The 22,553-nt window shown below is 72.3% G+C and carries 18 protein-coding genes; 5 read left to right on the plus strand and 13 right to left on the minus strand.

Annotated elements, in window-relative coordinates; all coding sequences use genetic code 11:
• Positions 1–4: 4 nt before the first annotated feature.
• The 9 genes from ACZ4QV_RS36860 to ACZ4QV_RS36900 all read right to left on the minus strand — a co-directional run bounded on the left by ACZ4QV_RS36860 (position 5) and on the right by ACZ4QV_RS36900 (position 12,358).
• The gene (locus ACZ4QV_RS36860; protein ID WP_361616859.1) at positions 5–1,288 is read right to left on the minus strand and encodes an ABC transporter permease; all 1,284 of its coding nucleotides are present in this window, start codon (positions 1,286–1,288) and stop codon (positions 5–7) included.
• The gene (locus ACZ4QV_RS36865; protein ID WP_467764049.1) at positions 1,285–2,415 is read right to left on the minus strand and encodes an ABC transporter permease; all 1,131 of its coding nucleotides are present in this window, start codon (positions 2,413–2,415) and stop codon (positions 1,285–1,287) included. The genes ACZ4QV_RS36860 and ACZ4QV_RS36865 overlap by 4 nt, the downstream gene beginning before the upstream one ends.
• Positions 2,412–4,049, minus strand: coding sequence for an ABC transporter ATP-binding protein (locus ACZ4QV_RS36870; RefSeq protein WP_361156480.1), 1,638 nt, complete (start codon positions 4,047–4,049; stop codon positions 2,412–2,414). Before ACZ4QV_RS36870 ends, ACZ4QV_RS36865 begins: the two co-directional genes overlap by 4 nt.
• Before the next feature lie 207 nt (positions 4,050–4,256).
• Positions 4,257–5,288 (minus strand): BMP family lipoprotein, encoded by a 1,032-nt coding sequence (locus ACZ4QV_RS36875; RefSeq protein ID WP_361156484.1) that lies wholly within the window; start codon positions 5,286–5,288, stop codon positions 4,257–4,259.
• Between the two features lie 778 nt (positions 5,289–6,066).
• The gene (locus ACZ4QV_RS36880) at positions 6,067–7,290 is read right to left on the minus strand and encodes an amidohydrolase (RefSeq protein ID WP_361156795.1); all 1,224 of its coding nucleotides are present in this window, start codon (positions 7,288–7,290) and stop codon (positions 6,067–6,069) included.
• 127 nt (positions 7,291–7,417) lie between these two features.
• Positions 7,418–8,707 carry a hypothetical protein gene (locus tag ACZ4QV_RS36885; RefSeq protein WP_467764050.1) on the minus strand — a complete coding sequence of 430 codons (1,290 nt, stop codon included), beginning with the start codon at positions 8,705–8,707 and terminating at the stop codon, positions 7,418–7,420.
• A gap of 82 nt (positions 8,708–8,789) precedes the next feature.
• Complete coding sequence (locus tag ACZ4QV_RS36890; RefSeq protein WP_361582902.1) at positions 8,790–9,722, minus strand: N-acetylneuraminate synthase family protein; 933 nt, start codon at positions 9,720–9,722, stop codon at positions 8,790–8,792.
• A gap of 21 nt (positions 9,723–9,743) precedes the next feature.
• Positions 9,744–10,979 carry an acylneuraminate cytidylyltransferase gene (locus ACZ4QV_RS36895; protein ID WP_361156489.1) on the minus strand — a complete coding sequence of 412 codons (1,236 nt, stop codon included), beginning with the start codon at positions 10,977–10,979 and terminating at the stop codon, positions 9,744–9,746.
• A gap of 53 nt (positions 10,980–11,032) precedes the next feature.
• Positions 11,033–12,358, minus strand: coding sequence for a DUF6716 putative glycosyltransferase (locus ACZ4QV_RS36900; protein ID WP_467764051.1), 1,326 nt, complete (start codon positions 12,356–12,358; stop codon positions 11,033–11,035).
• Between the two features lie 187 nt (positions 12,359–12,545).
• Here ACZ4QV_RS36900 and ACZ4QV_RS36905 point away from each other — a divergent pair, with 187 nt between their 5' ends.
• Genes ACZ4QV_RS36905 through ACZ4QV_RS36915 form a run of 3 tightly spaced genes read left to right on the plus strand, consistent with a single transcriptional unit; the run spans position 12,546 to position 16,080 of the window.
• Positions 12,546–13,523: a glycosyltransferase family 2 protein gene (locus ACZ4QV_RS36905; RefSeq protein WP_361156492.1), complete on the plus strand. Its 978-nt coding sequence runs from the start codon at positions 12,546–12,548 to the stop codon at positions 13,521–13,523.
• Positions 13,523–14,905 (plus strand): polysialyltransferase family glycosyltransferase, encoded by a 1,383-nt coding sequence (locus tag ACZ4QV_RS36910; protein WP_361156494.1) that lies wholly within the window; start codon positions 13,523–13,525, stop codon positions 14,903–14,905. Before ACZ4QV_RS36905 ends, ACZ4QV_RS36910 begins: the two co-directional genes overlap by 1 nt.
• Positions 14,902–16,080 (plus strand): acyltransferase family protein, encoded by a 1,179-nt coding sequence (locus tag ACZ4QV_RS36915; RefSeq protein ID WP_361156496.1) that lies wholly within the window; start codon positions 14,902–14,904, stop codon positions 16,078–16,080. The genes ACZ4QV_RS36910 and ACZ4QV_RS36915 overlap by 4 nt, the downstream gene beginning before the upstream one ends.
• Positions 16,081–16,119: 39 nt before the next feature.
• Here ACZ4QV_RS36915 and ACZ4QV_RS36920 read toward each other — a convergent pair whose 3' ends face one another.
• Positions 16,120–16,830 carry a TetR/AcrR family transcriptional regulator C-terminal domain-containing protein gene (locus ACZ4QV_RS36920; RefSeq protein ID WP_361156499.1) on the minus strand — a complete coding sequence of 237 codons (711 nt, stop codon included), beginning with the start codon at positions 16,828–16,830 and terminating at the stop codon, positions 16,120–16,122.
• 68 nt (positions 16,831–16,898) lie between these two features.
• Between ACZ4QV_RS36920 and ACZ4QV_RS36925 the strand changes: the two genes are divergently transcribed.
• On the plus strand, positions 16,899–18,416 hold the full coding sequence (locus tag ACZ4QV_RS36925) for an FAD-dependent monooxygenase (protein WP_361582894.1): 1,518 nt from the start codon (positions 16,899–16,901) through the stop codon (positions 18,414–18,416).
• Here the strand turns inward: ACZ4QV_RS36925 and ACZ4QV_RS36930 are convergent.
• On the minus strand, positions 18,397–19,611 hold the full coding sequence (locus ACZ4QV_RS36930; protein ID WP_361156503.1) for an MFS transporter: 1,215 nt from the start codon (positions 19,609–19,611) through the stop codon (positions 18,397–18,399). The genes ACZ4QV_RS36925 and ACZ4QV_RS36930 overlap by 20 nt on opposite strands.
• A 54-nt stretch (positions 19,612–19,665) precedes the next feature.
• Between ACZ4QV_RS36930 and ACZ4QV_RS36935 the strand changes: the two genes are divergently transcribed.
• A complete protein-coding gene (locus ACZ4QV_RS36935) occupies positions 19,666–20,493 on the plus strand; it encodes an AraC family transcriptional regulator (RefSeq protein WP_467764052.1) in 828 nt (275 codons plus the stop codon).
• On the opposite strand, the gene ACZ4QV_RS36940 is transcribed toward ACZ4QV_RS36935, so the two are convergent.
• On the minus strand, positions 20,429–21,826 hold the full coding sequence (locus ACZ4QV_RS36940) for a GntT/GntP/DsdX family permease (protein ID WP_361156507.1): 1,398 nt from the start codon (positions 21,824–21,826) through the stop codon (positions 20,429–20,431). The two genes, ACZ4QV_RS36935 and ACZ4QV_RS36940, sit on opposite strands and share 65 nt — an antisense overlap.
• A 129-nt stretch (positions 21,827–21,955) precedes the next feature.
• Complete coding sequence (locus ACZ4QV_RS36945; protein ID WP_361156510.1) at positions 21,956–22,483, minus strand: gluconokinase; 528 nt, start codon at positions 22,481–22,483, stop codon at positions 21,956–21,958.
• Positions 22,484–22,553: the final 70 nt, after the last annotated feature.

Raw genomic sequence — 22,553 nt, forward strand, 5'->3', positions numbered from 1 at the left:
TCCGTCATGTGCCCTGCCCCCGCCGGTACGGCTTGCCGTTGGCCTTCGGGGGCCGCAGCCGCTGCGCGAACAACGCCAGCACCAGCAGCGTGGCGATGTACGGGCTGGCCTCGACGAGCTCCAGCGGCACCGCGTCGGTGAGGAAGTACCAGAGGACGAGGAGGACCGCCGCGACACCCGCGACCGACGCCTGGGCGCGCTTGGCCGCGCGCAGGCGGAACAGCGCCAGGACGGCGAGCAGCGCGGCCAGGCCCAGCAGCAGCGCGTGCACGGTCGGGCCGCCGCTGCGCAGTTGCATGGCGTCCATGAAGCCGAACAGGCCCGCCCCCATCGCGACCCCGCCGGGCCGCCAGTTGCCGAAGATCATCGTGGCCAGGCCGATGTAGCCGCGGCCGCCGGTCTGCCCGTCCTGGAAGAAGTGCGTACTGATGGACAGGAACGCGCCGCCGAGCCCGGCCAGCGCACCGGAGACCAGCACCGCCGCGTACTTGTACGTGTAGACGTTGACGCCCAGCGACTCCGCCGAGACCGGCGCCTCGCCGCAGGACCGTAGCCGCAGGCCGAAGGAGGAGCGCCACAGCAGGTAGAAGGTGCCGACGAAGAGCAGTACGGCCAGCACGGTGAGCCAGGAGACGTTGGTTACCAGGCCGCCCAGGATGCCGGCCACGTCGGAGACCAGGAACCAGTGGTGGTTTTCGAGGGATCGCAACGCGTCCGAGAGGCCCGGGACCGTGAACGTCGGCATGTCGGCCATCGGCGGCGACTGCTTGTCGTTGCCGCCCGCCCGCATCGCCGCGCTGCCCTCCGCCCCGAACCACAGCGTGGCCAGGTACTGCGTCGCGCCCAGCGCCAGGATGTTGATCGCCACACCGGAGACGATGTGGTCGACGCCGAAGCTGACGGTGGCAATCGCGTGCACCAGCCCGCCGAGGGCGCCGCCCAGGATGCCGACGGCCGCGGCGGCCCATGGGCCGTGCTGCCAGCCGATCCAGCCGGCCGCGAACGAGCCGAGCATCATCATGCCTTCGAGACCGATGTTGACCACGCCGGCCCGCTCGGCCCACAGGCCGCCGAGACCGGCCAGGCCGATCGAGGTGGCGGCGGCGAGCGCCGCGCTGAACTGTCCGGCCGAGGTCAGGTCGTCGGTGCCGGTCACCGCGCGCAGCAGGGACACCGCGACGATCGCCCCGGCGACGATCAGCAGGATGACGGGGTAGGTCAGCTTGCGGCGGCCGCCCCGCGACGCACTGGCGCCGGGCCGGGCCGCGGGCTTGAGTTCGGTACTCACGCGGTCGCCTCCGCCTTGTCGTTCTCACCTGGGTTCGTACGGGCCTGGGCGGCCAGCTCCTCGCCGACCTTGCGCTGCTGGGCGCGCAGCCCGTACCGGCGCACGATCTCGTACGCGATGACCACGCACAGCACGATCACGCCCTGGATGACGCCGACGATCTCCTGTGCGTACCCCTCGAACTCCAGGCGGGAGCCGGTGCGGTCGAGGAACGCCCACAACAGCGCGCCGAACGCCATGCCCACCGGGTGGTTGCGGCCCAGCAGCGCGATGGCGATGCCGGTGAAGCCGATGCCGGCCGGGAAGTCGGTGCCGTAGTTGAAGGACTCGTTGAGCAGGGTCGGCATGCCCACCAGGCCCGCCGCGGCACCAGAGAGCAGCATGGAGATGACCACCATGCGCTTGACGCTGACGCCGCTCGCCTCGGCGGCCGGCTCGGAAGCACCCACCGCGCGCAGGTCGAAACCGAAGCGGGTGCGGTTGAGCACGAACCAGTAGACGAAGCCGGCCAGCGCCGCGATCAGCACGAAGCCGTAGACCGGCTTGGGGTCGGTCGGGAAGCTGAAGAAGTGGCTGGACTCCGGCAGGAACTTCGTGTGCAGGAGGTTGCCGTCCTTGATCGCGAGGCGGCCGTCCTGGAGGAAGTAGCCGATCACGGAGGCGGCGATGGCGTTCAGCATGATCGTGGTGATCACCTCGCTGACGCCGCGCGAGGTCTTCAGTACGCCCGCGATGCCCGCCCACACCGCGCCCACCAGCATGGCGATCACGATGAGCAGGATGATCTGGAGCGCGCCGGGCAGCGCGATCGCGCCGCCGACCGCGGCCGCCGCGAAGGCCGCCAGCCGGTACTGCCCGTCCACACCGATGTTGAACAGGTTCATCCGGAAGCCGATGGCGACCGCCAGTGCCGACAGGTAGTACGGCACCGCCTTGTTGACGATCCAGACCTGGCTGTCGCTGTAATGGCCGTAATCGACCATGATCCAGTAGGCGCGCAGCGGGTTCTCGCCCGACGCCAGGAAGACCAGCGAACTGATGACGAACGCGGCGGCGACGGCCAGCAGCGGCGCCGCGAGCGCCAACAGCACCTTGTCCTTGGTGAACGACCTGGTCAGCGTCTTCACTCCCGGTCACCACCCTCGCGCGTCTCAGCGTCTTCAGCGGTGAGGTGACCGCTGGCGGCACCGGTCATGGCCGAGCCCAACTCCTCCGGGGTGATGGTCGCGGGGTCGGCGTCCGCGACCAGCCGGCCCCGGTACATCACCCGCAGGGTGTCGGAGAGCCCGATCAGCTCGTCCAGGTCGGCAGAGATCAGCAGGACCGCCAGGCCCTCCCGGCGCGCCGCGCGGATCTGCTCCCAGATCTGCGCCTGCGCGCCGACGTCCACGCCGCGCGTGGGGTGGGCGGCGATCAGCAGCTTGGGGTGATGGCTCATCTCCCGGCCGACGATCAGCTTCTGCTGGTTGCCGCCGGACAGCGAGGCCGCCGTCACCTCGATACCGGGCGTCCGTACGTCGTACTCGGCGACGATCCGCTCGGTGTCCTTACGGGCACCGGCCAGGTCGAGCAGCCGGCCCTTGCTGTTCGGTCGCTCCGTGACGTGCCCCAGGACGCGGTTCTCCCACAGGGGTGCCTCCAGGAGCAGGCCGTGCCGGTGGCGGTCCTCGGGTACGTAACCGATGCCGTCCTCGCGGCGCTTGCGCGTGCTGGCGCCGGACAGGTCCTGCCCGTCCAGCGTCACGGTGCCGGTGTCCAAGGCGCGGGTGCCGATGATCGCCTCGACCAGTTCGGCCTGTCCGTTGCCCTCCACGCCGGCGACGCCGAGCACCTCGCCCTTGTGAATGGTGAAGGTGATGCCGTCCAGCACGGTCCGTACGACGCCGTCGGAGTCGGTGGCGCTCAGACGGAGATCCGCGACGCCCAGCATCGGTGTGTCCGTCACCGTCGACTCACGCGTCTCCGGGGACGGCAGTTCGCTGCCCACCATCAGCTCGGCGAGCTGCTTCGGCGTGGTCTTCGACGGCTCCACCGAGGCGACGGTGGTGCCCCGGCGGATGACGGTGATGTCGTCCGCGACGGACAGCACCTCGCCCAGCTTGTGCGAGATGAAGATGACGGTCAGGCCCTCGGACTTCAGCTCCCGCAGGTTGTCGAAGAGCGCGTCGACCTCCTGCGGGACCAGGACCGCGGTCGGCTCGTCGAGGATGAGCGTACGGGCGCCGCGGTAGAGGACCTTGAGGATCTCCACCCGCTGCCGGTCCGCGACGCCGAGGTCCTCCACGAGGACGTCGGGCCGGACGGCGAGTCCGTACGCGTCCGAGATCTCCATGATCTTGGCGCGGGCCCTGCCGGCGATGCCGTGCAGCTTCTCCGCGCCGAGGACCACGTTCTCCAGGACGGTGAGGTTGTCGGCCAGCATGAAGTGCTGGTGCACCATGCCGATGCCGCGGGCGATGGCGTCCGCCGGGGTGCCCAGTGCCGCCTGCTCGCCGTCGAGCGTGATGGTGCCCTCGTCCGGCTTCTGCATGCCGTAAAGGATCTTCATCAGCGTCGACTTGCCCGCGCCGTTCTCGCCGCACAGGGCGTGCACGGTGCCGCGGCGCACGGTCAGGTCGATGTCGTGGTTGGCGACGACACCGGGGAAACGCTTGGTGATACCGCGGAGTTCGACGGCTGCGGGGCCCGGCTTCGCCGGGCGGCTGATCGTGGGTGCTGCGTTGATGGCGCACTCCCCTCGGGGGTGGTTGTCCTTGGCCATGTCCTGGGCGGACGGCGTGTCCTTGGGCGGACGGCGGCAGCGAATACCGGCCGTCGGGGGCGCGGGCGGGGGTGTGTCCGCGGCCGCGTGGTGATTCGGCCGGGGTCTGTCCGCGGCCGGACGGTGATCCGGCCGGGGTGTCTCCGCGGCCGCGGTGGGGCGCACGGTATCGGGCCGCGATGCGGCGGGACACCGTCCGGCGCCCTGCTACGGCGTCTCCTTGACCTTCACCTTGCCCTCGACGATCTTCTGCCGGGCGGCGTCGATCTGCGGCTGGATGTCCTTGATGAAGCCGCCCGACGTGGCGAGCGTGACGCCCTTCTTCTTCATGTCGTACGCGTGCACGCCCGTCAACGGCTTGCCGTCCTCGACGCTCTTGATCAGGTCGAACACCGCCACGTCCACGTTCTTGACCACCGACGTCAGGATGCAGTCCTTGTACTTCGCCAGGCCCGGCTGAAGGTACTGGTCGGAGTCCACGCCGATCGCCCAGGCGCCCTTGCGCTTGCTGATCGCCTCGATGGCGCCCGCGCCCGACTGGCCGGCCGCGGAGTAGATCACGTCGATACCGCTGTCCAGCATGCCGCCGGCCTTGGCCTTCGCGGCGGCCGGATCGTTGAACCCCTTGTCGTTGTTGGGGTACAGGTACTGCGACGTGATCTTGGTGTTCGGGTCGGTGTCCCGTACACCTTGCTCGAAACCGGCCTGGAACTTCTGGATCAGCGCGTTGTTCACGCCGCCGATGAAGCCGACCTTGTGGTTCTTGCTCTTGAGCGCGGCGGCGACGCCCGCCAGGTACGAGCCCTCGTGCTCCGCGAAGACCATCGCGTCCACGTTCTTGCCCTGCGGCACCGCGTCCACGACGCCGAACGTCGTCTCCGGGAAATCCTTGGCGACGTTCTCGATGGACCGGCTGTAGGCGAAACCGACCCCTATGACCGGGTTGTATCCGGCCTCGGCGAACGACGTGAGCCGCTGCTCGCGGTCCGCCTCCGTCTCGCCGTTCTTCGCGGTCAGCATCTTGACGTTGACGCCCAGCTTCTTCCTGGCGTTCTCGGTGCCGCGGGCGGCCGCCTCGTTGAAGGAGTGGTCGTCCCGCCCGCCGATGTCGAACGCGAGCCCGACACCGGCATGGCTGGCCCGGTTCGCCTCGGCGAAGCTCTGGCCGCAAGCGGTGGCGGTGACCGCGAGAAACGCGGAGGCGCTGGCCGCGGCGGCAAACCTGGTGACCCGACGCACGGGGCCTTCCCTTCGCTCACAGCGCCCACGGTGGCGCTGGCTTGACGGGAGATTAACGCGCGTAGACCTGGCGCAAAACCCTTCACTGCGTGGCCGTTATCTGATTGTTCCTCCCGGCCGGGCCACCGGGCCACCGGGCCGCCGGGCCGCCGGGCCGCCGGCGCGGCGGGTGGGGGTGGTGGGCCTTGCGCGGTTCGCATTGCTTGCGTCGTGGGGCGGGGGCGCGCAGGGGGCCATCTCCTCGGCATCCTTTAGTTAAGGTGCATCGGATACGTGGGCCAGTGTCCGGACTGCCTGCGGGGATGGCCCCCTGCACGCCCCCTCCGGTCGGATTGGCGAGCTCGGCCCGGTGGGGGAGAAAAAGAACGATCACCCTGGTGCGCGCCCACCTGGTGCAGAGGCTCACGGGAGCGTCGGCGCCACCGCTGTGCCCCTCCGGGGCGCCTCCCGCTGCTCCGCGCGGGAGAAGGGCCCCTCGTGCTGTGCGCAGGAGACGGGGCCCCGTCGCGCTGTGCGCGGGAGAGCGGCCGTCCTCGCGCTGTGCGCGAGGGACGGGCTCTCGGGCTTGTGAGAGTGCACAGCCCGATCGCCTGGGACAGCCGCCCGACGGTCAGGGCTCGGGGACATTCCGGGGTCTCCCCGCAGGCAGTCCGGACACTGGCCCACTATCCGATGCGCCTTGGCTAAAGGATGCCGTGGGGGCGCCCCCGGCCGAAGGTTGGGGGAGAGTGGCCCCGAGCCCTCGCCACCGACCCCATCGCGCCCCCACCAGACCGCACTACCCCAGCAACGCCGCCGCCGTGAACAGTTCCACCCCGGCGCGGATCGAGCTTTCGTCCACGTCGAAGTCGCCTCGGTGGAGGTCGAAGCGGGCCGTGCTGCCCGGGGGGCGGACGCCGAGGCGGGCCATGGCGCCGGGGACGTGTTCCAGGTACCAGGAGAAGTCCTCGCCGCCGAGGGACTGCTCGGTGCCTTCGACGGCGTGTGAGCCGCGGCGGGCGGCCATCGCGTCGTGCAGGAGCTGGGTGGAGACCGGTTCGTTCACGACCGGTGGTACGCCCCTCACGTAGGTGACCTGGCACTTCGCCCCGTACAGCGCAGCGACCTCATCGATCGCCGCGTGCACCATGTCGGGTGCGCCGCGCCAGGCGTCGAGGTCCAGGCAGCGCACCGTGCCGGCCAGCTCCGCGTGCTGGGGGATGACGTTGCAGGCGTGGCCCACGTCCAGGCGTCCCCAGGTCACCGCGAGACCGGCGCGGGTGTCGACGCGCCGGGAGAGGAGGGCGGGGACGTCGACGACGACGCGGGCGGCGGCCGTGACGAGGTCGGTGGTCAGGTGGGGCCGGGCGGTGTGGCCGCCGGGGCCGTCGAGGGTGACCTCCAGACGGTCGCAGGCGGAGGTGATCGCTCCGGTGCGCAGCCCGATGCGGCCGGCGTCGACGCGGGGGTCGCAGTGCACGGCGAGGATGCGTCCGACCCCGTCGAGCGCCCCGGTGCCGATCACATCGGTGGCGCCGCCGGGCAGCGCTTCCTCGGCGGGCTGGAAGAGGAGGCGTACGGGGCGCGGCAGCCGGCCTTCGCGGGCCAGTTCGGCGAGGAGGAGGCCGGCGCCGAGGACGACGGTGGTGTGGACGTCGTGGCCGCAGGCGTGTGCGCGGTTGGGGACGGTCGAGCGGTAGGGCACCGTCTTCACGTCGGGAATCGGCAGCGCGTCGATGTCGGCGCGCAGGGCGAGCAGCGGTTGCCCGCCGTCCCAAGGGGTGAGACCGGGCGTGATGTCACAGATCAGGCCGGTGCCGATGGACAGGACGCGTGGGGTGAGGCCGGCCCGCTCAAGGCGCGCCTTGAGCGCGGCGGTGGTGCGGAACTCCTGGTTGCCGAGCTCGGGGTGCATGTGCAAGTCGCGGCGGAACGCGATCAGTTCGGCGCACAGCTCTTCCGGCAGCGCGCCGGGCAGCGGTTCCCCGGCAGGGGCGTCTTCGGTTGCGGCCTCGCGGGACATCAAGTGGTTCACCCGTTGAAGGTTACGGGTGCGGTTGGGGCAACTGTCCCTCGATCAACAAAAGTTCAGCCCGTTAGGGGAAGGAAATCTAGGCCGCCCGGCGCATGGAGCAGTCATCACGGGGGTATCAGTATCGGTTCCGCTTCTTTCCGGAATCAGGGGTGCCGGTCGCCTCGGGCGCCCCGTGCGGCGGTCCGGCCCCCGGCGTCGACGGCGCCGCGGGGAGGCGTCGTACGGCCCGTGCGGTGCCGGTCACGCCGGACAGGAAACCTTCGGCGCGTGGGGACGCCTTGCTGGTCAGCCAGGTCGGGTCGATGTCGCAGACGGCGACGCCGACCTCGGTTCCGGCGAGGGCGAGCGGCAGTGTGTGGACCACGGTGGACGGGAAGCTGAGCACGAGGCGGCCAACGGGTCCGCGCCGGGCGATGAGTTCCAGGGGCAGGTCGGGGCGGACCACCTCGAGGCCGGTCTCGGTGGCGATGCGGTGAAGTTTGGTGGCCGATTCACGCCGGTGGGCGAAGTAGCGGGTGGCGCCGTGGTCCCGGGCGAGTGCGGCGACGGCCGTCAGGTAGCGGTCGGGGTCGACGACGCCGGTCTCGACGAGGGAGGTGCCGACGATGTCCGCGCCGCGGGTGAGCCGGGGCGGCCCGAACCGCCGTCTGGTCCAGGCGAATTCGTTCGACAGGGTGGCGATGCCCGGTGGCGGGTCGACGGGCATCGAGGTGAAGAGGGCCACGGCCCGGCGGCGACGGCCGGGGGCGAGCCGGCGGCGGGCGGCGGCCGCGAACGGTGCGAAGAGCAGGTCGCGCGGGCCGCGGCCGCCGTGGCGGTGCCAGCGTACGAGGCGTTCACCGTTGGCCAGTTGGGTGACGAACTCCATCGTGGCCGTGCCGTCGTCGACCACGACGAGATCGCGGGCGCTGGTGAGGGTGAGCAGGAGCTGGACGTAGCGGGAGAAGGGGTCGCCGATGACGACGCGGCCGGCGCGTCGCAGCCGGGGGGTGAGGCCGCCGATGGTGCGCAGGGGTGCGGCGGCTCCCCCGCGGGCTTCTTCCCACCGTACGGAGAAGCCTTCTTCGCGGGCGAGTTCGGCCATCCGCCGGAGCTGGCCGCGGGTCATCGGGTCGTGCGGGGCGAGGACGACGACCGTGAGGTCCGTGGCCTGTTCGCGGTACGCCCATTCCAGGACGTTCAGCAACTGGACCGGGCTCTCGACGAAGGCGAGGGTGCCCGCGGCCGCGCGCCGCGCGTCGCGTCGGGCCGCCCGCCCGGTGGCACGGGTGTGCTGGGCCGTCTCCCCGGTCCCGGCGCGGTGCGCGGCGGATCTGCGGCGCTGCCGGGGGACCCCCAGGAGGCGGCGGGCGGGAGTCCCCGCCGCCTCCCGGGGCGGGCCACAGGCCCCGTCTGGTGAGCTCACGGTGGGTACGTCCCGTTCGTCAGGCGTCTGGAGCGTCGTGCGCGGGCGGGTGCGGCCGTACGGAGGTGAGTACGGGTACGGGTCAGGCGGAGACCGGCTCGCGGTCGGCGGCCTCCGCCTCGGCGACGACGCCGGCGACGCGGCGCAGCTTCTTCATCGGGCCGAGTTCGCTGTCGTAGACCTTCTTGACGCCGTCGCCGAGGGAGTCCTCGATGGTGCGGATGTCGCGGACCAGGCGGGTCAGGCCCTGGGGCTCGACGGAGGCGGCCTGGTCGGAGCCCCACATGGCGCGGTCGAGGGTGATGTGGCGTTCGACGAAGGCGGCGCCGAGGGCGACGGCGGCGAGGGTGGTCTGCAGGCCGGTCTCGTGGCCGCTGTAGCCGATCGGGACGTTGGGGTATTCGGCCTGGAGGGTGTGGATCATGCGGAGGTTCAGCTCTCCGGCCTTGGCGGGGTAGGTCGAAGTGGCGTGGCACAGGACGATGTTGTCGCTGCCCAGCACCTCGACGGCGTGCCGGATCTGCTTGGGGGTGGACATGCCGGTGGAGAGGATCACCGTGCGGCCGGTGGCGCGCAGTGCGCGCAGCAGTTCGTCGTCGGTGAGGGAGGCGGAGGCGACCTTGTAGGCGGGGACGTCGAACTTTTCCAGGAAGGCGACGGACTCGACGTCCCACGGGGAGGCGAACCAGGCGATGCCGCGCTTCTTGGCGTACTCGTCGATGGCGCGGTAGCCGTCCTCGTCGAACTCCACGCGGTGGCGGTAGTCGATGTAGGTCATCCGGCCCCAGGGGGTGTCCCGCTCGATGTCCCACTGGTCACGCGGGGTGCAGATCTCGGGGGTGCGCTTCTGGAACTTCACGGCGTCGCAGCCGGCGTCCGCGGCGGCGTCGATGAGCGCGAAGGCGTTCTCCAGGTCGCCGTTGTGGTTGATGCCGATCTCACCGGTGACGTAGACGGGACGGCCGGGGCCGACGAGGCGGTCGCCGAGGGTGCGAAGGCGGGGGTTGCTGGTCATCTGGGTGAGTTCCTTACCTGGTCAGAGGGTCGGGCCGAGGATCCACGAGGCGATCTCGCGGATCGCGCCGCTGCCTCCGGGGGTGGAGGTGACGGCGCGGGCGGCGCCGCGTACGACGTCGTGGGCGCCGGCGACCGCCACGGGCCAGCCGACGAGGCCGAAGCACGGGAGGTCGTTGACGTCGTTGCCGACGTAGAGCACGCGCTCGGGCGCGATGCCCTGTTCCTCGCACCACTGCTTGAGCGCGAGGTCCTTGCGGTCGATGCCGTGGAGCACGGGCAGGCGCAGTTTCCTGGCCCGTGCGGCGACGACCGGGTTCACTTCCGTGGACAGGATGAGCAGCTTCAGTTCCGCCTTGCGCAGGGCGGCGATACCGAGGCCGTCGCCGCGGTGCACGGCGACCATCTCCCGTCCGTCGGAGTCGACGAGCACCCGGTCGTCGGTCTGGGTGCCGTCGAAGTCGAGGACGACCGCGTCGATGTCGTCGCGGGTCGGCAGCGCGCCGGGGCGCGCAGTGTCCAGCAGGGGCGCGAGGGCGCGGGCGCGCGCCAGGTCGTGCGGGTCGTCGACCTCCAGCACGCGGGCCGGATCGGTGCGGACCAGTTCCGTACGGCCGAAGAAGCGGTGCCCGGCGGCGCGGAAGCCGGCGGCGTCCATGGCGTAGGCGGCGCCGGTCTCCAGGTAGTCCTGGGGGCGGTCCTGGCGGCGGGGGCGGAAGGCTTTGTCGTGGTTGACACCGGTGCCGCCGGGAATCGTGGGGGCGGCCTCCGCCTCGACCGCCGCGTCGGCGCCTTCGCGCCATACGAAGCCGTGGAACGGGGCCACGGTCAGCGCGCTGTCCGCACCGGTCTCGACGACCGCGGCGGCGACCGCGTCGATGTCCTCGCTGATCAGGAAGGGGCTGGTGCACTGGACGAGCAGGACCGCGTCGACGGGCCTGCCGTGCTCGGCCTCGTAGGCGTCCATGGCGTGCAGGACCGCGGCCTCGCTGGTGGCCGTGTCGCCCGCGATGGTGCCGGGGCGGCGTACGACGACGGCGCCCGCGCCGCGCGCCGCGGCGGCGATCGCCGCGTCGTCCGTGGAGACCACGACGTCGGTGACCCGGCGGGCCGCGCGGCATTCGCGGACCGCGCGGGCGATCAGCGGGACGCCGCCGACGGCGGCGAGGTTCTTGGCGGGTACGCCCTTGGAGCCGCCGCGGGCGGGGATGACGGCCACGACGGTGGGCACGGCCGTACGGCTCGGGGTGGTCGGCATTGCGGGCTCCTTCCGGGGGCCGTGCGGGCTCCGGGAGCGGGCGGGTGGGCGGCTCACAGCTGTCCCCAGCGGCGGATGGCGGGCGCGACGCGCTGGACGCCGTGGCGGTAGGCCCCGCGGGCGGCGTCGCGCACGGTGTCGCGGGCGAGCCGTCGCAGGCCGCCGGTCTCCGCGGGTTCGGCGGTCCGTCCTGGCAGCGGTTCGCCCTCGGGGCCGAGGCCGTGGCGGGCGAGGATGCCGGGGAGGTGGCCGGGGGCGGTGCGGGGTGTGTAGTACGGGGTGAGGGGCGGCAGGCGGTCTGCGGCGCGCAGAGCGGTGACGCGGGTGCGGGCGGCGTCGAAGGCGGTGGCGTAGCGGGAGCCGGGGGCCACGCCTTGGCGGTCCAGCCAGTCCGGGTCGGGGTCGGGGTGGTGTCCGGCGTCGAGTTCGTCCCAGGAGGCGAGGCAGCCGGAGCCGAGGAAGTGGTGGTTGCCGAGGACTTCGCGGATGCCGAGGTCGGTGAGGACGGCGGTGGGGATGCCGCGGTGCAGGGATTCCAGTGCGGCGGTCGAGCTGACGGTCACCAGGAGGTCGGTGCGGTCCAGGACGTCGCCCATGTTGCCGTACGCGAGGCGGCAGTTGGGGGGCAGGCCGCCGGGGAGGCGGGCGGCCAGTTTCTGGTACGGGAGTTCCTCGATGTGTGTGGTGTGTTCGCCGGGCTTGCTGCGCAGCTTGATCAGCACCTCGCGGCCGGGGTTGCGGCGGGCGTGTGCGGCGGCGCGGCGCAGGAGGTACGTACGGTCCTCGCGGCGGTCCGGTACGGAGGGCTGGGCGGCGAAGACGACCGTGTGCGGGCGGTCGTCGGCGGGTGCGTACGGGGCACCGCCCAGGAAGGGCAGGGCGCACTCGACGACGCTGCCGCTGTCCGCGCCGACGCCTTCGTACACCGCGCGGAAACGCTCCGCGTCGTGGCGGGAGTTGGCGAGGACGACGTCCGCTCCGTGCCGCAGCAGCAGGCCGTCGGCGAGCTTCTCGTAGACGACGCCGACGTAGCCGGTGACGACGACGGGCCGCCGGGCCGCGCCGCGCCAGGCGCGGGCGAGGCCGTGCAGCATCGCCTGCACGGCGCCGCCGACGCAGGCGAGGACGACCACGTCGTACCGCGTGGTGTCCTTCATCAGCTCCAGGAAGTCCGCGCCGCGGATCTCGCGCAGCGTCTCCGCACGGGCGCCGACCTCGTCGAGCTGGCGGACCGTGGGGGTGGCGCGGCCGCGGAGCAGATATCCGTCCAGACGGATGTCCGATTGAATACGGTGCGCTGTCGAAGCGCCCCATTTCCATCGGGTGTCCGAATCCGCGAGCACCGCGACACGCGGCTGGGAAGTGGTACGAGTGGGCACGACGAAAACGCTAGGAAGGCGTTCCGTTCGGCGGGCCAACTGTGCCGCAACAACGGGTTAACAGCGCGACGCGGGACAGCGAACCGGCCGGCCGAATTGCCCGGTTAACCATCCCGCCATTCTTCGTTCACCGTGGAGCCCGCGTCCCGTCAAGACGAATGCCGGGACCGCGCCTAACGTCACCCGGGTGGTTAAGCTCTCCGTCGTCGTGCCGTTCTACAACGTGCAGACATATGCGCCCGACACCCTGCGAAGCCTGGCGGCCAACGCCCGTGAGGACTTCGAATTCCTGCTGGTGGACGACTGCTCGCGGGACGAGACGCCGCAGATCCTGGCGCGCGCCGAGGGCGAGCTGCCCGGCGCGCGGGTGCTGCGGCACGAGCAGAACGGTGGCCTGGCCACCGCCCGCAACACCGGCCTGGACGCGGCCAACGGCGAGTACGTGACCTTCCTGGACGGTGACGACTGGCTGGCGCCCGGGTACTACGGGCAACTCCTCGCCACCATCGAGGGGTTGGGGTGCGACTTCGTCCGTACGGACCATGTGCAGTGCACCGCGCGCGCCCGTTCCGTGCACCGCGTGCCGCACGGCCGCCGGAACACCGTGCTGGACCCGCGCGCGCTGATCCTGCCCGCCGACCGCTCCACCTCCGTCGACTACGCCTTCGCCTGGGCCGGCATCTACCACCGGCGGCTGCTGGACGACGGACTGCTGCACTTCCGGCACGGTCTGCGCACCGCGGAGGACCGGCCGTGGATCTGGCGGCTGCACCGTGCGGCCCGGTCGATGGCGGTGTCCGGGCTGCTCGGTGTCTTCTACCGGCGCGGGGTGGCGTCCTCCCTCACCCAGATCGGCGATGTGCGGCAGCTCGATTTCATCCGCGCATTTGACCAGGTCATCGAAGAAACGGCACAGGACCGGGAAGCGGACCGGCTGCTGCCGAAAGCCGTCCGCACTTATTGCGCCATCATTGCCCATCACCTCGGTTCGATCGAACGATTCGAACCGCAGGTCGCCCGTCAATTGCGCGCACTGAGCGCGGCGGCGCTGAGAAGAATGCCGCAGGACGTACTGAAGGAAGCACTGAATTCCATGGACACGCAGCGTGCCTCCCGTCTGCGACGGCTGCGCCGGCGCCCGGTTCCGGCGGAGGTGGCCGTCTGATGGCCCCCCGTACCGACGCCGAGCACCGGCCGGGCCGGCCGCGTACGCAGCTCTTCCTGGCGTCCACCCTGTACGGGGCCGCGACGCTGGCCGCCGCGCTGGACGCGGACCGCTTCGGGCCGGCCGACCGCCGGCTGCTGCTGGTCAGCAACAACGCGGCGACCCCGGAGACCGCCACGCCGGTGGACCGGATGCCCGGCTTCGAGCGGCTGCGCGGCCGCTTCGACCGGGTCCTGTCGTGGAACGAGACGATCCGCCCGTTCCACCCCGGCGGCTGGTCCCCGCGCCCGGACGACGTCCCGCTGTGGGAGCGGTACCTGCGGCTGCTGTGGGAGCTGGGCGAGGACGAGATCGAGCTGGTCGTGGAGTCCCTCCAGGTCCACCCGGCGCTGGCACTGGCGCAGCTCTTCCCGGACGCGCCGGTCGACGTGTACGCGGACGGCCTGATGAGTTACGGCCCGACGCGCAACAAGCTGGACCCGCTGGTCGGCACCCGGGTCCGCCGCCTGCTGCACCTGGACCTCGTGCCCGGCCTGAAGCCGCTGCTCCTCACCGAGTTCGGGGTGGGCGCGGAGGCCGTGCCGGACGCGGCGTTCCGGGAGGTGCTCGCCGACCTGGCCGCGGACTTCGACGACCCGGCGCTGCACGCCGTACCGGAAGGCGCCGCGCTGCTTCTGGGGCAGTACCTGTCGGCGCTCGGCATCCTCACGCCCGAGGAAGAGGAGGAGCTGCACGTCCGGATGGTGCGCGGCGTGGTCCGGCGCGGGCACCGCGAGGTGGTGTTCAAGCCGCACCCGTCGGCGCCGGCCCGCTGGTCCCGTGCGCTGGAGCGGGAGGCGGAACAGCTCGGCGCCGCGCTGACCGTACTGGCCACACCGGTCCTCGCCGAGGTGCTCTACCAGCGCAAACGGCCCGCGCTCGTGGTCGGCTGCTTCTCCACCGCGCTGCTGACGGCGTCCGTCTTCTACGGCCTGCCGACCGCCCGCGCCGGCACGGAGCTGCTGCTGGAGCGCCTGACCCCGTACCAGAACAGCAACCGCGTGCCGGTCACCCTCGTGGACGCGCTGGTGCCCGATCTGGCGGACGAGCCGGGCACGAAGCCGGTGCCGACCCACATCAACGGGCTGGTCAGCGCGGTCGGTTACGCGATGCAGAACCAGATCTACCCGGACCTGCGCCCGGTCGCCGAGCGCTACCTCGCCTCCCACCTGAACGAGCGCACCTGGCGCTACTTCAAGCGCCGCCGCCTGACCGCGCTCGCCCTGCCCGGCGCGCTGCCGTCCCAGCTCTCCTTCATCCCGCGCAACGCGGCCGTCCGCAGGGTCGCGCGGCGCGCCCGGGCGATGCAGCGGCGCCTGAAGAAGCGGGCCGCGTTCGGATGACCGCGCAGCTCCCGGCCGGCGCGCCGATACCGGCGACGGTCGCCCGGCCCCTGCCCGCCGTGCCGGACGTACGGCACGGCGCGGCGGCCCCGCCGGCCAAGAGACCCCGTGGCGTGCCCCGTCTGCGCGCCCTCGACGGGCTGCGGCTGTGCGCCGCCCTGATGGTCGCCGCCTACCACCTCGGCGGCCGGAACGGCGAGATAGCCAAGGCGTGGGGCAGCTCACCGGCACACCAGTTCCCCACGCTGCACAGCGCGTTCGCGTACGGCTGTCTCGGCGTCCAGATCTTCTTCGTGATCAGCGGCTTCGTCATCTGCATGAGCGGCTGGGGGCGTTCGCTGCGCTCCTTCATCGCCTCCCGCGTCGCGCGGCTGTATCCGGCGTACTGGGTGGCGATCCTGCTGGTGACGGCCGTCTTCGCGCTGCCGTGGGTGGCGTTCGGGGCACTGGGGCCGAGCGAGGTGCTGACGAATCTGACGATGCTCCAGCAGCCGCTGGGCGCGAAGCGGGTGCTCGGGGTGTGCTGGACGCTCTGGGCGGAGATGCGGTTCTACGCGCTGTTCGCGCTGTGCGTCGTGCTGCCGGGTGCCACCCGCCGCCGGGTGGTGCTGTTCTGCGCCGGGTGGACGCTGGCGGCGGCGCTGGCCCAGGCCGCGCACGTCCCCGCGCTGGACGTCGTGCTGATGCCGCAGTACGCGCCGTTCTTCATCGGCGGCATCGGCTGCTACCTGCTGCACCGCTACGGCGGGCGCGACCCGGTGGCGTGGGCGGTGGTCGGCGTGAGCTGGCTGACCGGCCAGCACCACGCGGTGGCCGGACTCTGGCACCCGCCGTCCGCCCACGCGTTCTCCTACCGCTCGACGGTGGTCGTCGTCGCGATCGTCACGGTGGGCTTCGCGCTGGTGGTGGCGATCGCGCTGGGCCGGATGCAGTGGGCGAACTGGCGCTGGCTGACCGTCGCCGGGGCGCTGACGTACCCGTTCTACCTCGTCCACGAGCACCTGGGCTGGGTGGCCGTCCAGGGCCTGCACGGCGGCCTGCGGCTGCCTTCGTACGCGACGCTCGCCCTGACGGTGGCGCTGATGCTGACGCTGGCGTGGGTGCTGCACCGGTGGGTGGAGCGGCCGCTCACGCCCGTACTGCGCCAGGCGGTCGACCCGCGGCCACGCCGCTGAGGCCGGGGCGCCCGGGGGCGGCCCCCTCGGGCACCCCGGTCACTCGCCGTGCAGCAGCGCGGCCTCGATCCCCGCGACGACGGCCCGCAGGCCGTCCTCGAAGCCGCGTGCGGTGTCGCCGAACATCTCGACGCCGGCCGCGGCCGTGAGCGGGTAGTCGGCGCCCACGCTCCGCTCCCGTTCCTGCTGGTCGTACGCGGGGTCGCGGTGCGAATCACCGGGCACCGGGAAGACGGACTGCTCCTCGATCACGTAGCCGATGGTGTAGGCGTACGTGGTGAACCAGGCCCGCGCGGCCCGCTCCGTGGTGAACCCGGCGCCCCGCATGGCGGTCAGCAAGGTCTCCATCGGCCGCAGCAGCGCCTGGTCGCGCAGCCGGGTGCCGCCGAAGACCTTGCCGCCGTCGCGGTAGCGGAGCAGCGTGTGCCGGGTCTGCCGGCACGCCGCGGTGAGCATGGCCCGCCAGTCGCCGCCCGCGGAGCCGTCGCCGAAGCCGTCATTGAAGCGCTCCCCGGAGCCGCCCGCGGAGCCGTCACCGGCCCCGGTGACCGGCGCGGTCATCTGCCCGAGCAGCACGGTGGCCATCTCGTCCAGCAGCTCCTGCTTGTTCTTGAAGTGCCAGTAGAGCGCGGGCGCCTTGACGTCCAGCTCCTTGGCGATACGGCGCAGGGTGAGCCCTTCGAGGCCGACGTCGTTCAGCAGGCCCAGGGCGGTCTCCGCCACCAGTTTCCGGTCGAGTCTCGTAGCCACGTTGACAATTTAACACCGTTAAGCGCATCCTCGGAAGCAGGCAACTTAACGACGTTAAGGAGACTCCCATGGCCAGCACCGACTCCCTGCCCGGACACGTGGACGTACTGATCTCCGGCGCCGGCCCCACCGGCCTGGCCCTCGGCCTCGACCTCGCCCGGCGCGGCGTGCGCGCTCTCGTCCTGGAGCGCCAGGACCGGCTGGCGCCCGGCACCCGCGGCAGCGGCATCCAGCCCCGCACCCAGGAGGTGTACGAGGACTTCGGAGTGCTCGACGCCGTCCGGGCGTCCGGCGGGACGTACCCGCCGCGGGGGGACTGGAAGGACGGCCGCATGGTCGACGAGCGGGTGATGGTCGAGCCCGGCGTCCCGACGCCGGCCGCCCCGTACAGCACCATGCTGATGCTCCCGCAGTGGCGCAACGCGGAGATCCAGTACGCGCGGCTGACCGAACTGGGCGGCACGGTGGCGTTCGGCACCGGCCTGGAGTCGTTCACCCAGGACGCGGACGGCGTCCAGGCCCGCGTCGCCGGTGCGGACGGCACCGTCCGCACGGTGCGCGCCTCCTACCTCGTCGCGGCCGACGGCGGGCGCAGCCCGGTCCGCAAGGCGCTCGGCGTCACCATGACCGGCCAGTCCGTCGCGCCGTACCCGATGCTCCTCGCCGACATCCGCCTCGACGGGCTGGACCGGGAGCACTGGCACATGTGGGGCGAGTTCCGGGCCACCGACTTCGTCTCGCTGCTCGCGCCGGCGAAGTACGACTACTTCCTGCTCATGGCGGGCTTCATGCACCCCGACACCGAGCCGGACACCTCGCCCGACGGTGTGCGCAAGCTGATCGCGGACCGCACCCACCTCTCCCTCGACCAACTGGGCGAGGTGCTGTGGTCCTCCTCCTTCCGTCCGAACGCCGCCCTGGCCGACCGGTTCCGGGTGGGCCGGGTCTTCCTCGCGGGTGACGCGGCGCACGTGCACTCCCCCGCGGGCGGCCAGGGCCTGAACACCAGCGTCCAGGACGCCTACAACCTCGGCTGGAAGCTGGGCCAGGTCATCCGGCACGGCGCGCCGGACTCCCTCCTCGACAGCTACGAGGCCGAGCGGCTGCCGGTCGCCGCGGGCATCCTGGCCACCAGCACCCGGCTGCACCGGTCGGGCGACATGCGGCGCGGCAGCGACCTGCACCAGATGGGCGTCGGGTACCCGGACGGGCCGCTCGCCACCGAGCGGCGCACCGGCCTCGCCGACGGCGGGCTGCGCGCCGGCAACCGGGCCCCCGACGCGCCCTGCGCCACCCCCGACGGCACCCCGCGCCGCCTCTTCGAGGTCTTCCAGGGGCCGCACTTCACCCTGCTGGCCGTCGGGGACGTCGAACTCCCGGCGCTGGACGGCGGGATGATCCGTACGTGCCGCGTCGGCGGCCCGGCCCCCGACCTGCTCGACCCCGAGGGGCACGCCCGCGACGCGTACGGCGAAGGTCTGTTCCTCGTCCGTCCCGACGGCTACGTGGCGTACGCCGCCGACGACGCGTCCGGCCTGCCGGAGGAACTGGCCCGGTACGGCCTCCTCACGGCCGCGGCACACTGACGGCGGCCTGCCCGGCGCCCTGCTCCGAGGGCCGCCGGGCGCCCTCCCCCGGCTCGGTCAGCGTCCGCGCGACGAGCCAGGCCACGACGCACAGCGCGATCAGCGGCAGCAGCGCGGTCCGCAGGCTCGTGGCGTCGGCGAGGGCGCCGATGGCCGGGCTGGCGACGCCGCCGACGCTGACCGCCAGGCCCAGGGTGACACCGCTCGCCGTACCCATGCGGTTCGGCAGGAGGTCCTGGCCGAGGGTGATGTGCAGGGAGAACGGCACGTACAGGGCCGTGGCCGTCAGGGCGGCGAAGACGTACAGCGCGGGGCCGGGGACGAGGACCAGCCCGGCGACGGCCGGGACACAGGCCGCATAGGCGATCCGTACCGTACGGACCCGCCCCCACCGGGACGCCAGCCGGCCGCCGAGCACGGTGCCCACCGCGCCCCCCGCGAACAGCACGAACAGGGCCACCGAGCCCGCGGTGGCGCCCCCGCCCACCCGCTGCTGCGCGTACACGGCGATGAAGGCGCTCAGCCCGACGAAGACGATGGAGCGGCAGACGATGACGGCCGTCAGCCGCAGGAACGCCGGCCAGTCGTCGCGGCCTGCCGTGCGCGCCGCGGCCTTGGCGACGGCCGCCCGGGGCGCCAGTGCGCGGATCACCGAAGCGGTGATCAGGGCACCGGCCACCGCGGGCACCGCCAGCCACGGCGACGCGCCGAGCGAGCCCGCGGAGAGCAGCGGGCCGACGGCGGCCGGGGCGAGGGCGAAGCCGATGTTGCCGCCGAGGGAGAACCAGCCCATGGCGACGTGGCTGCCGCCGCTCGCGATCCGGGCCAGCCGCGCGGCCTCCGGGTGGTAGGCGGCCACGCCGATACCCGAGAGGGCGACCGCGAGGCAGGTGAGGACGTAGGAGTCGCCGAGTCCGGACAGGGCGATGCCGAGTCCGGCGCACAGGGTGCTCACCGGGATCAGCCAGGGCATCGTCCAGCGGTCGGTGAGCGAGCCGAACAGGGGCTGCACGAGGGAGGAGAGGAGGGTGGCGGCCAGCACGATGCCCGAGGCGGCGGCGTAACCGTAGTGGCGTTCGGCCAGCAGGAAGGGCACCAGGGCCGGGACCGCGCCCTGGTAGAAGTCCACCGCCGCGTGTCCGACGGACATCATCGCTACCGGCCGCCGGGGAGCGGCCACGTGCTTCGTCGTCATGCGTCGATCCTGGCGACCGCACCCGGTGGCGGACTTCCCATAAGCTGCCACGTCATGCCGGTTTTCCGCCATCATCCGCCGCACGTCACGACCGTCACCCGCTTCCTGCCGCAGGGTACGGAGGTGACGGCCCATCACCACGACGTCCACCAGATCGTCTACGCGGGGCACGGCGTGCTCACCGTGACCACGGACGCCGGGAGCTGGGTCACCCCGGCCACCCGCGCGATCTGGATCCCGGCCGGGACGGTGCACGAGCACCGGGCGCACGGGGACACCGACCTGCACACCGTCGGCGTACCGCTCGACGCCGACCCGCTGCGGCTGGACCGGCCCGCCGTCCTGGCGGTCGGCCCCCTGCTGCGCGAGCTGATCATCGCGTACAGCGGTACGGGCAGCCGCCGTACGGCGGAGGCGCGGCGCCTGCTGGCCGTACTCCTCGACCAGCTCCGCCACACCCCGCTCCAGGCCCTGCACCTGCCCAGGGCCCGCGACCCGCGGCTGGCGGCGGTCTGCGCGGCGCTGCGCGCGGACCCGGCCGATCAGCGCTCGCTGGCCGCGCTGGGCGCGGGCGCCGGGGCGAGTGAGCGGACCCTGGCCCGCCTCTTCCGCGCCGAACTGGGCATGACCTTCCCCCAGTGGCGTACGCAGCTACGCCTGCACCACGCGCTGGTGCTGCTGACGCGGGACGGCCCGGCGCTGTCCGTGACCGCGATCGCGCACCGCTGCGGCTGGGCGTCGACCAGCGCCTTCATCGATGCCTTCCGCCGGTCGTTCGGGCACACGCCGGGCGCCCACCGGGCTCTCGTGGGCCCGGCTACAGCACCAGGGACAGCAGCAGTACGCACACGATCCCGACGACGGAGATCAGCGTCTCCATGAGCGACCAGGTCTTGAGCGTCTGGCCGACGTTCATGCCGAAGTACTCCTTCACCATCCAGAAGCCCGCGTCGTTGACGTGGCTGAAGAACAGCGAACCGGCGCCGACGGCGAGGACGAGCAGGGCGGTGTGGGTGGTGGACATGTCCGCGGTGAGCGGCGCCACCAGGCCCGCGGCGGAGATGGTGGCCACCGTCGCCGAGCCGGTCGCGAGCCGGATCGCGACCGCGATCAGCCAGGCCAGCAGCAGCGTGGAGATGTTCCAGTCCTTGGACAGCTCCAGGATCATCTGGCCGACGCCCGCGTCCACCAGGGTCTGCTTGAAACCGCCGCCCGCGCCCACGATCAGCAGCACGCCGGCGATCGGGGCCAGGGACTTCTCGACGGTGGTGGCGATCCGGCCCTTGGTGAACCCGGCCGACCGGCCCAGCGTGAACATGCCGACGAGCACGGCGGTGAGCAGCGCGATCAGCGGGGAGCCGACCACGTCGAAGACGCGCTGGATCGTCGTTCCCTTGTCGTCCACGACGACGTCCACCAGGGCCTTGGCCAGCATCATCACGACCGGCAGCAGCACGGTCGCGACCGTGATCCCGAAGCCGGGGCGCTTGTCCAGCTCGCCGGAGGCCCGCTCCGGGACCATGTTCTCCGGCGGGCGGATGTCCACCCAGCGGGCGGCGTAGCGGGAGAAGAGCGGACCGGCGACGATCGCGGTGGGGACGGCGACGACGACGCCGAGCGCCAGGGTGACGCCCAGGTTGGCGTCCAGCGCGGCGATGGCGGCCAGCGGGCCGGGGTGCGGCGGGATCAGGCCGTGCATGACGGACAGGCCGGCCAGCGCCGGGATGCCGATGCGCATCAGGGAGAAGTTGCCGCGCTTGACGACCAGCAGCACCACGGGGATCAGCAGCACGATGCCGACCTCGAAGAAGATCGGCAGGCCGACGATGCCGGCGATCAGCACCATCGCCCAGGGCATCACGCGCCCGCTCGCCTTCGCCAGGATCGTGTCCACGATCTGGTCGGCGCCCCCGGAGTCGGCGAGCAGCTTGCCGAGGATCGCGCCCAGCGCGATCAGGATGCCGGTGCCCGCGACCGTACTGCCCAGGCCGGACGAGAAGCTGGCGATGGCCTTGTCCAGCGGCGCGCCCGCCACCGCGCCCAGCACCAGCGAGCCGATGATCAGGGACAGGAAGGCGTGCAGCTTGAACTTGGTGATGAGCAGGACGATGACGGCGATGCCCGCGAGGACGGCGATGCCGAGCTGCGCGTGACCGGCCGAGGTGATCGGCTCGGTCGCATCCGCTGCCAGCATCTCGACGCTGAGATGTGTCACGGCTGTTCCCTAAGGGGTGCTGTTGCTGGTTGTGGTGGCCCCGGCGCCGTGGCGTACAGGGCGGTGTCCCGCGGTGGCGCGGGGCGTACGGGACGGTGTCCCGCGCGGTGGCGGGGCATCGGGCCGAGGTCAGGCGGGGGCGGGCCGACCGGTGTCGTACTGGCGCAGCGCCTCGACGGCCCGCCCGGCGATCTCCTGCGGAGTGCCGGACACGTCGACGGCGACACCCGCCTCGTCCGCGCCGAGCGGCTCCAGGGTGGCGAACTGGGAGTCCAGCAGCGCGGTGGGCATGAAATGGCCCTTGCGCTCGGCCATCCGGGACTCGATCAGCGAACGGTCGCCGGTCAGGTGCAGGAAGACGACGCCGGGCGCGGCGGCCCGCAACCGGTCGCGGTAGGCGCGCTTGAGGGCCGAGCTGCTGACGACCCCGCCCTGACCCGCGCGGCCGTGGGCCCAGGCGCCGATGGCGTCGAGCCAGGGCCACCGGTCGGCGTCCTGGAGCGGGGTGCCGGCGGACATCTTGGCGATGTTGGCCGGGGGGTGGAAGTCGTCGCCCTCGGCGTAGGGGACATCAAGGTCGGCGGCCACCAGCGGCCCGATCGTCGTCTTGCCGGTGCCGGCCACGCCCATCACGACGATGACGTGGGGGGTGCTCATCCCGTGTACCTCGCTGTCCTCTTTGACCTCGGTCTGTCGTCCCACTGAAACCCATGGGATACGACGTATT

The sequence above is a fragment of the Streptomyces sp. NPDC026394 genome, from assembly GCF_055567735.1.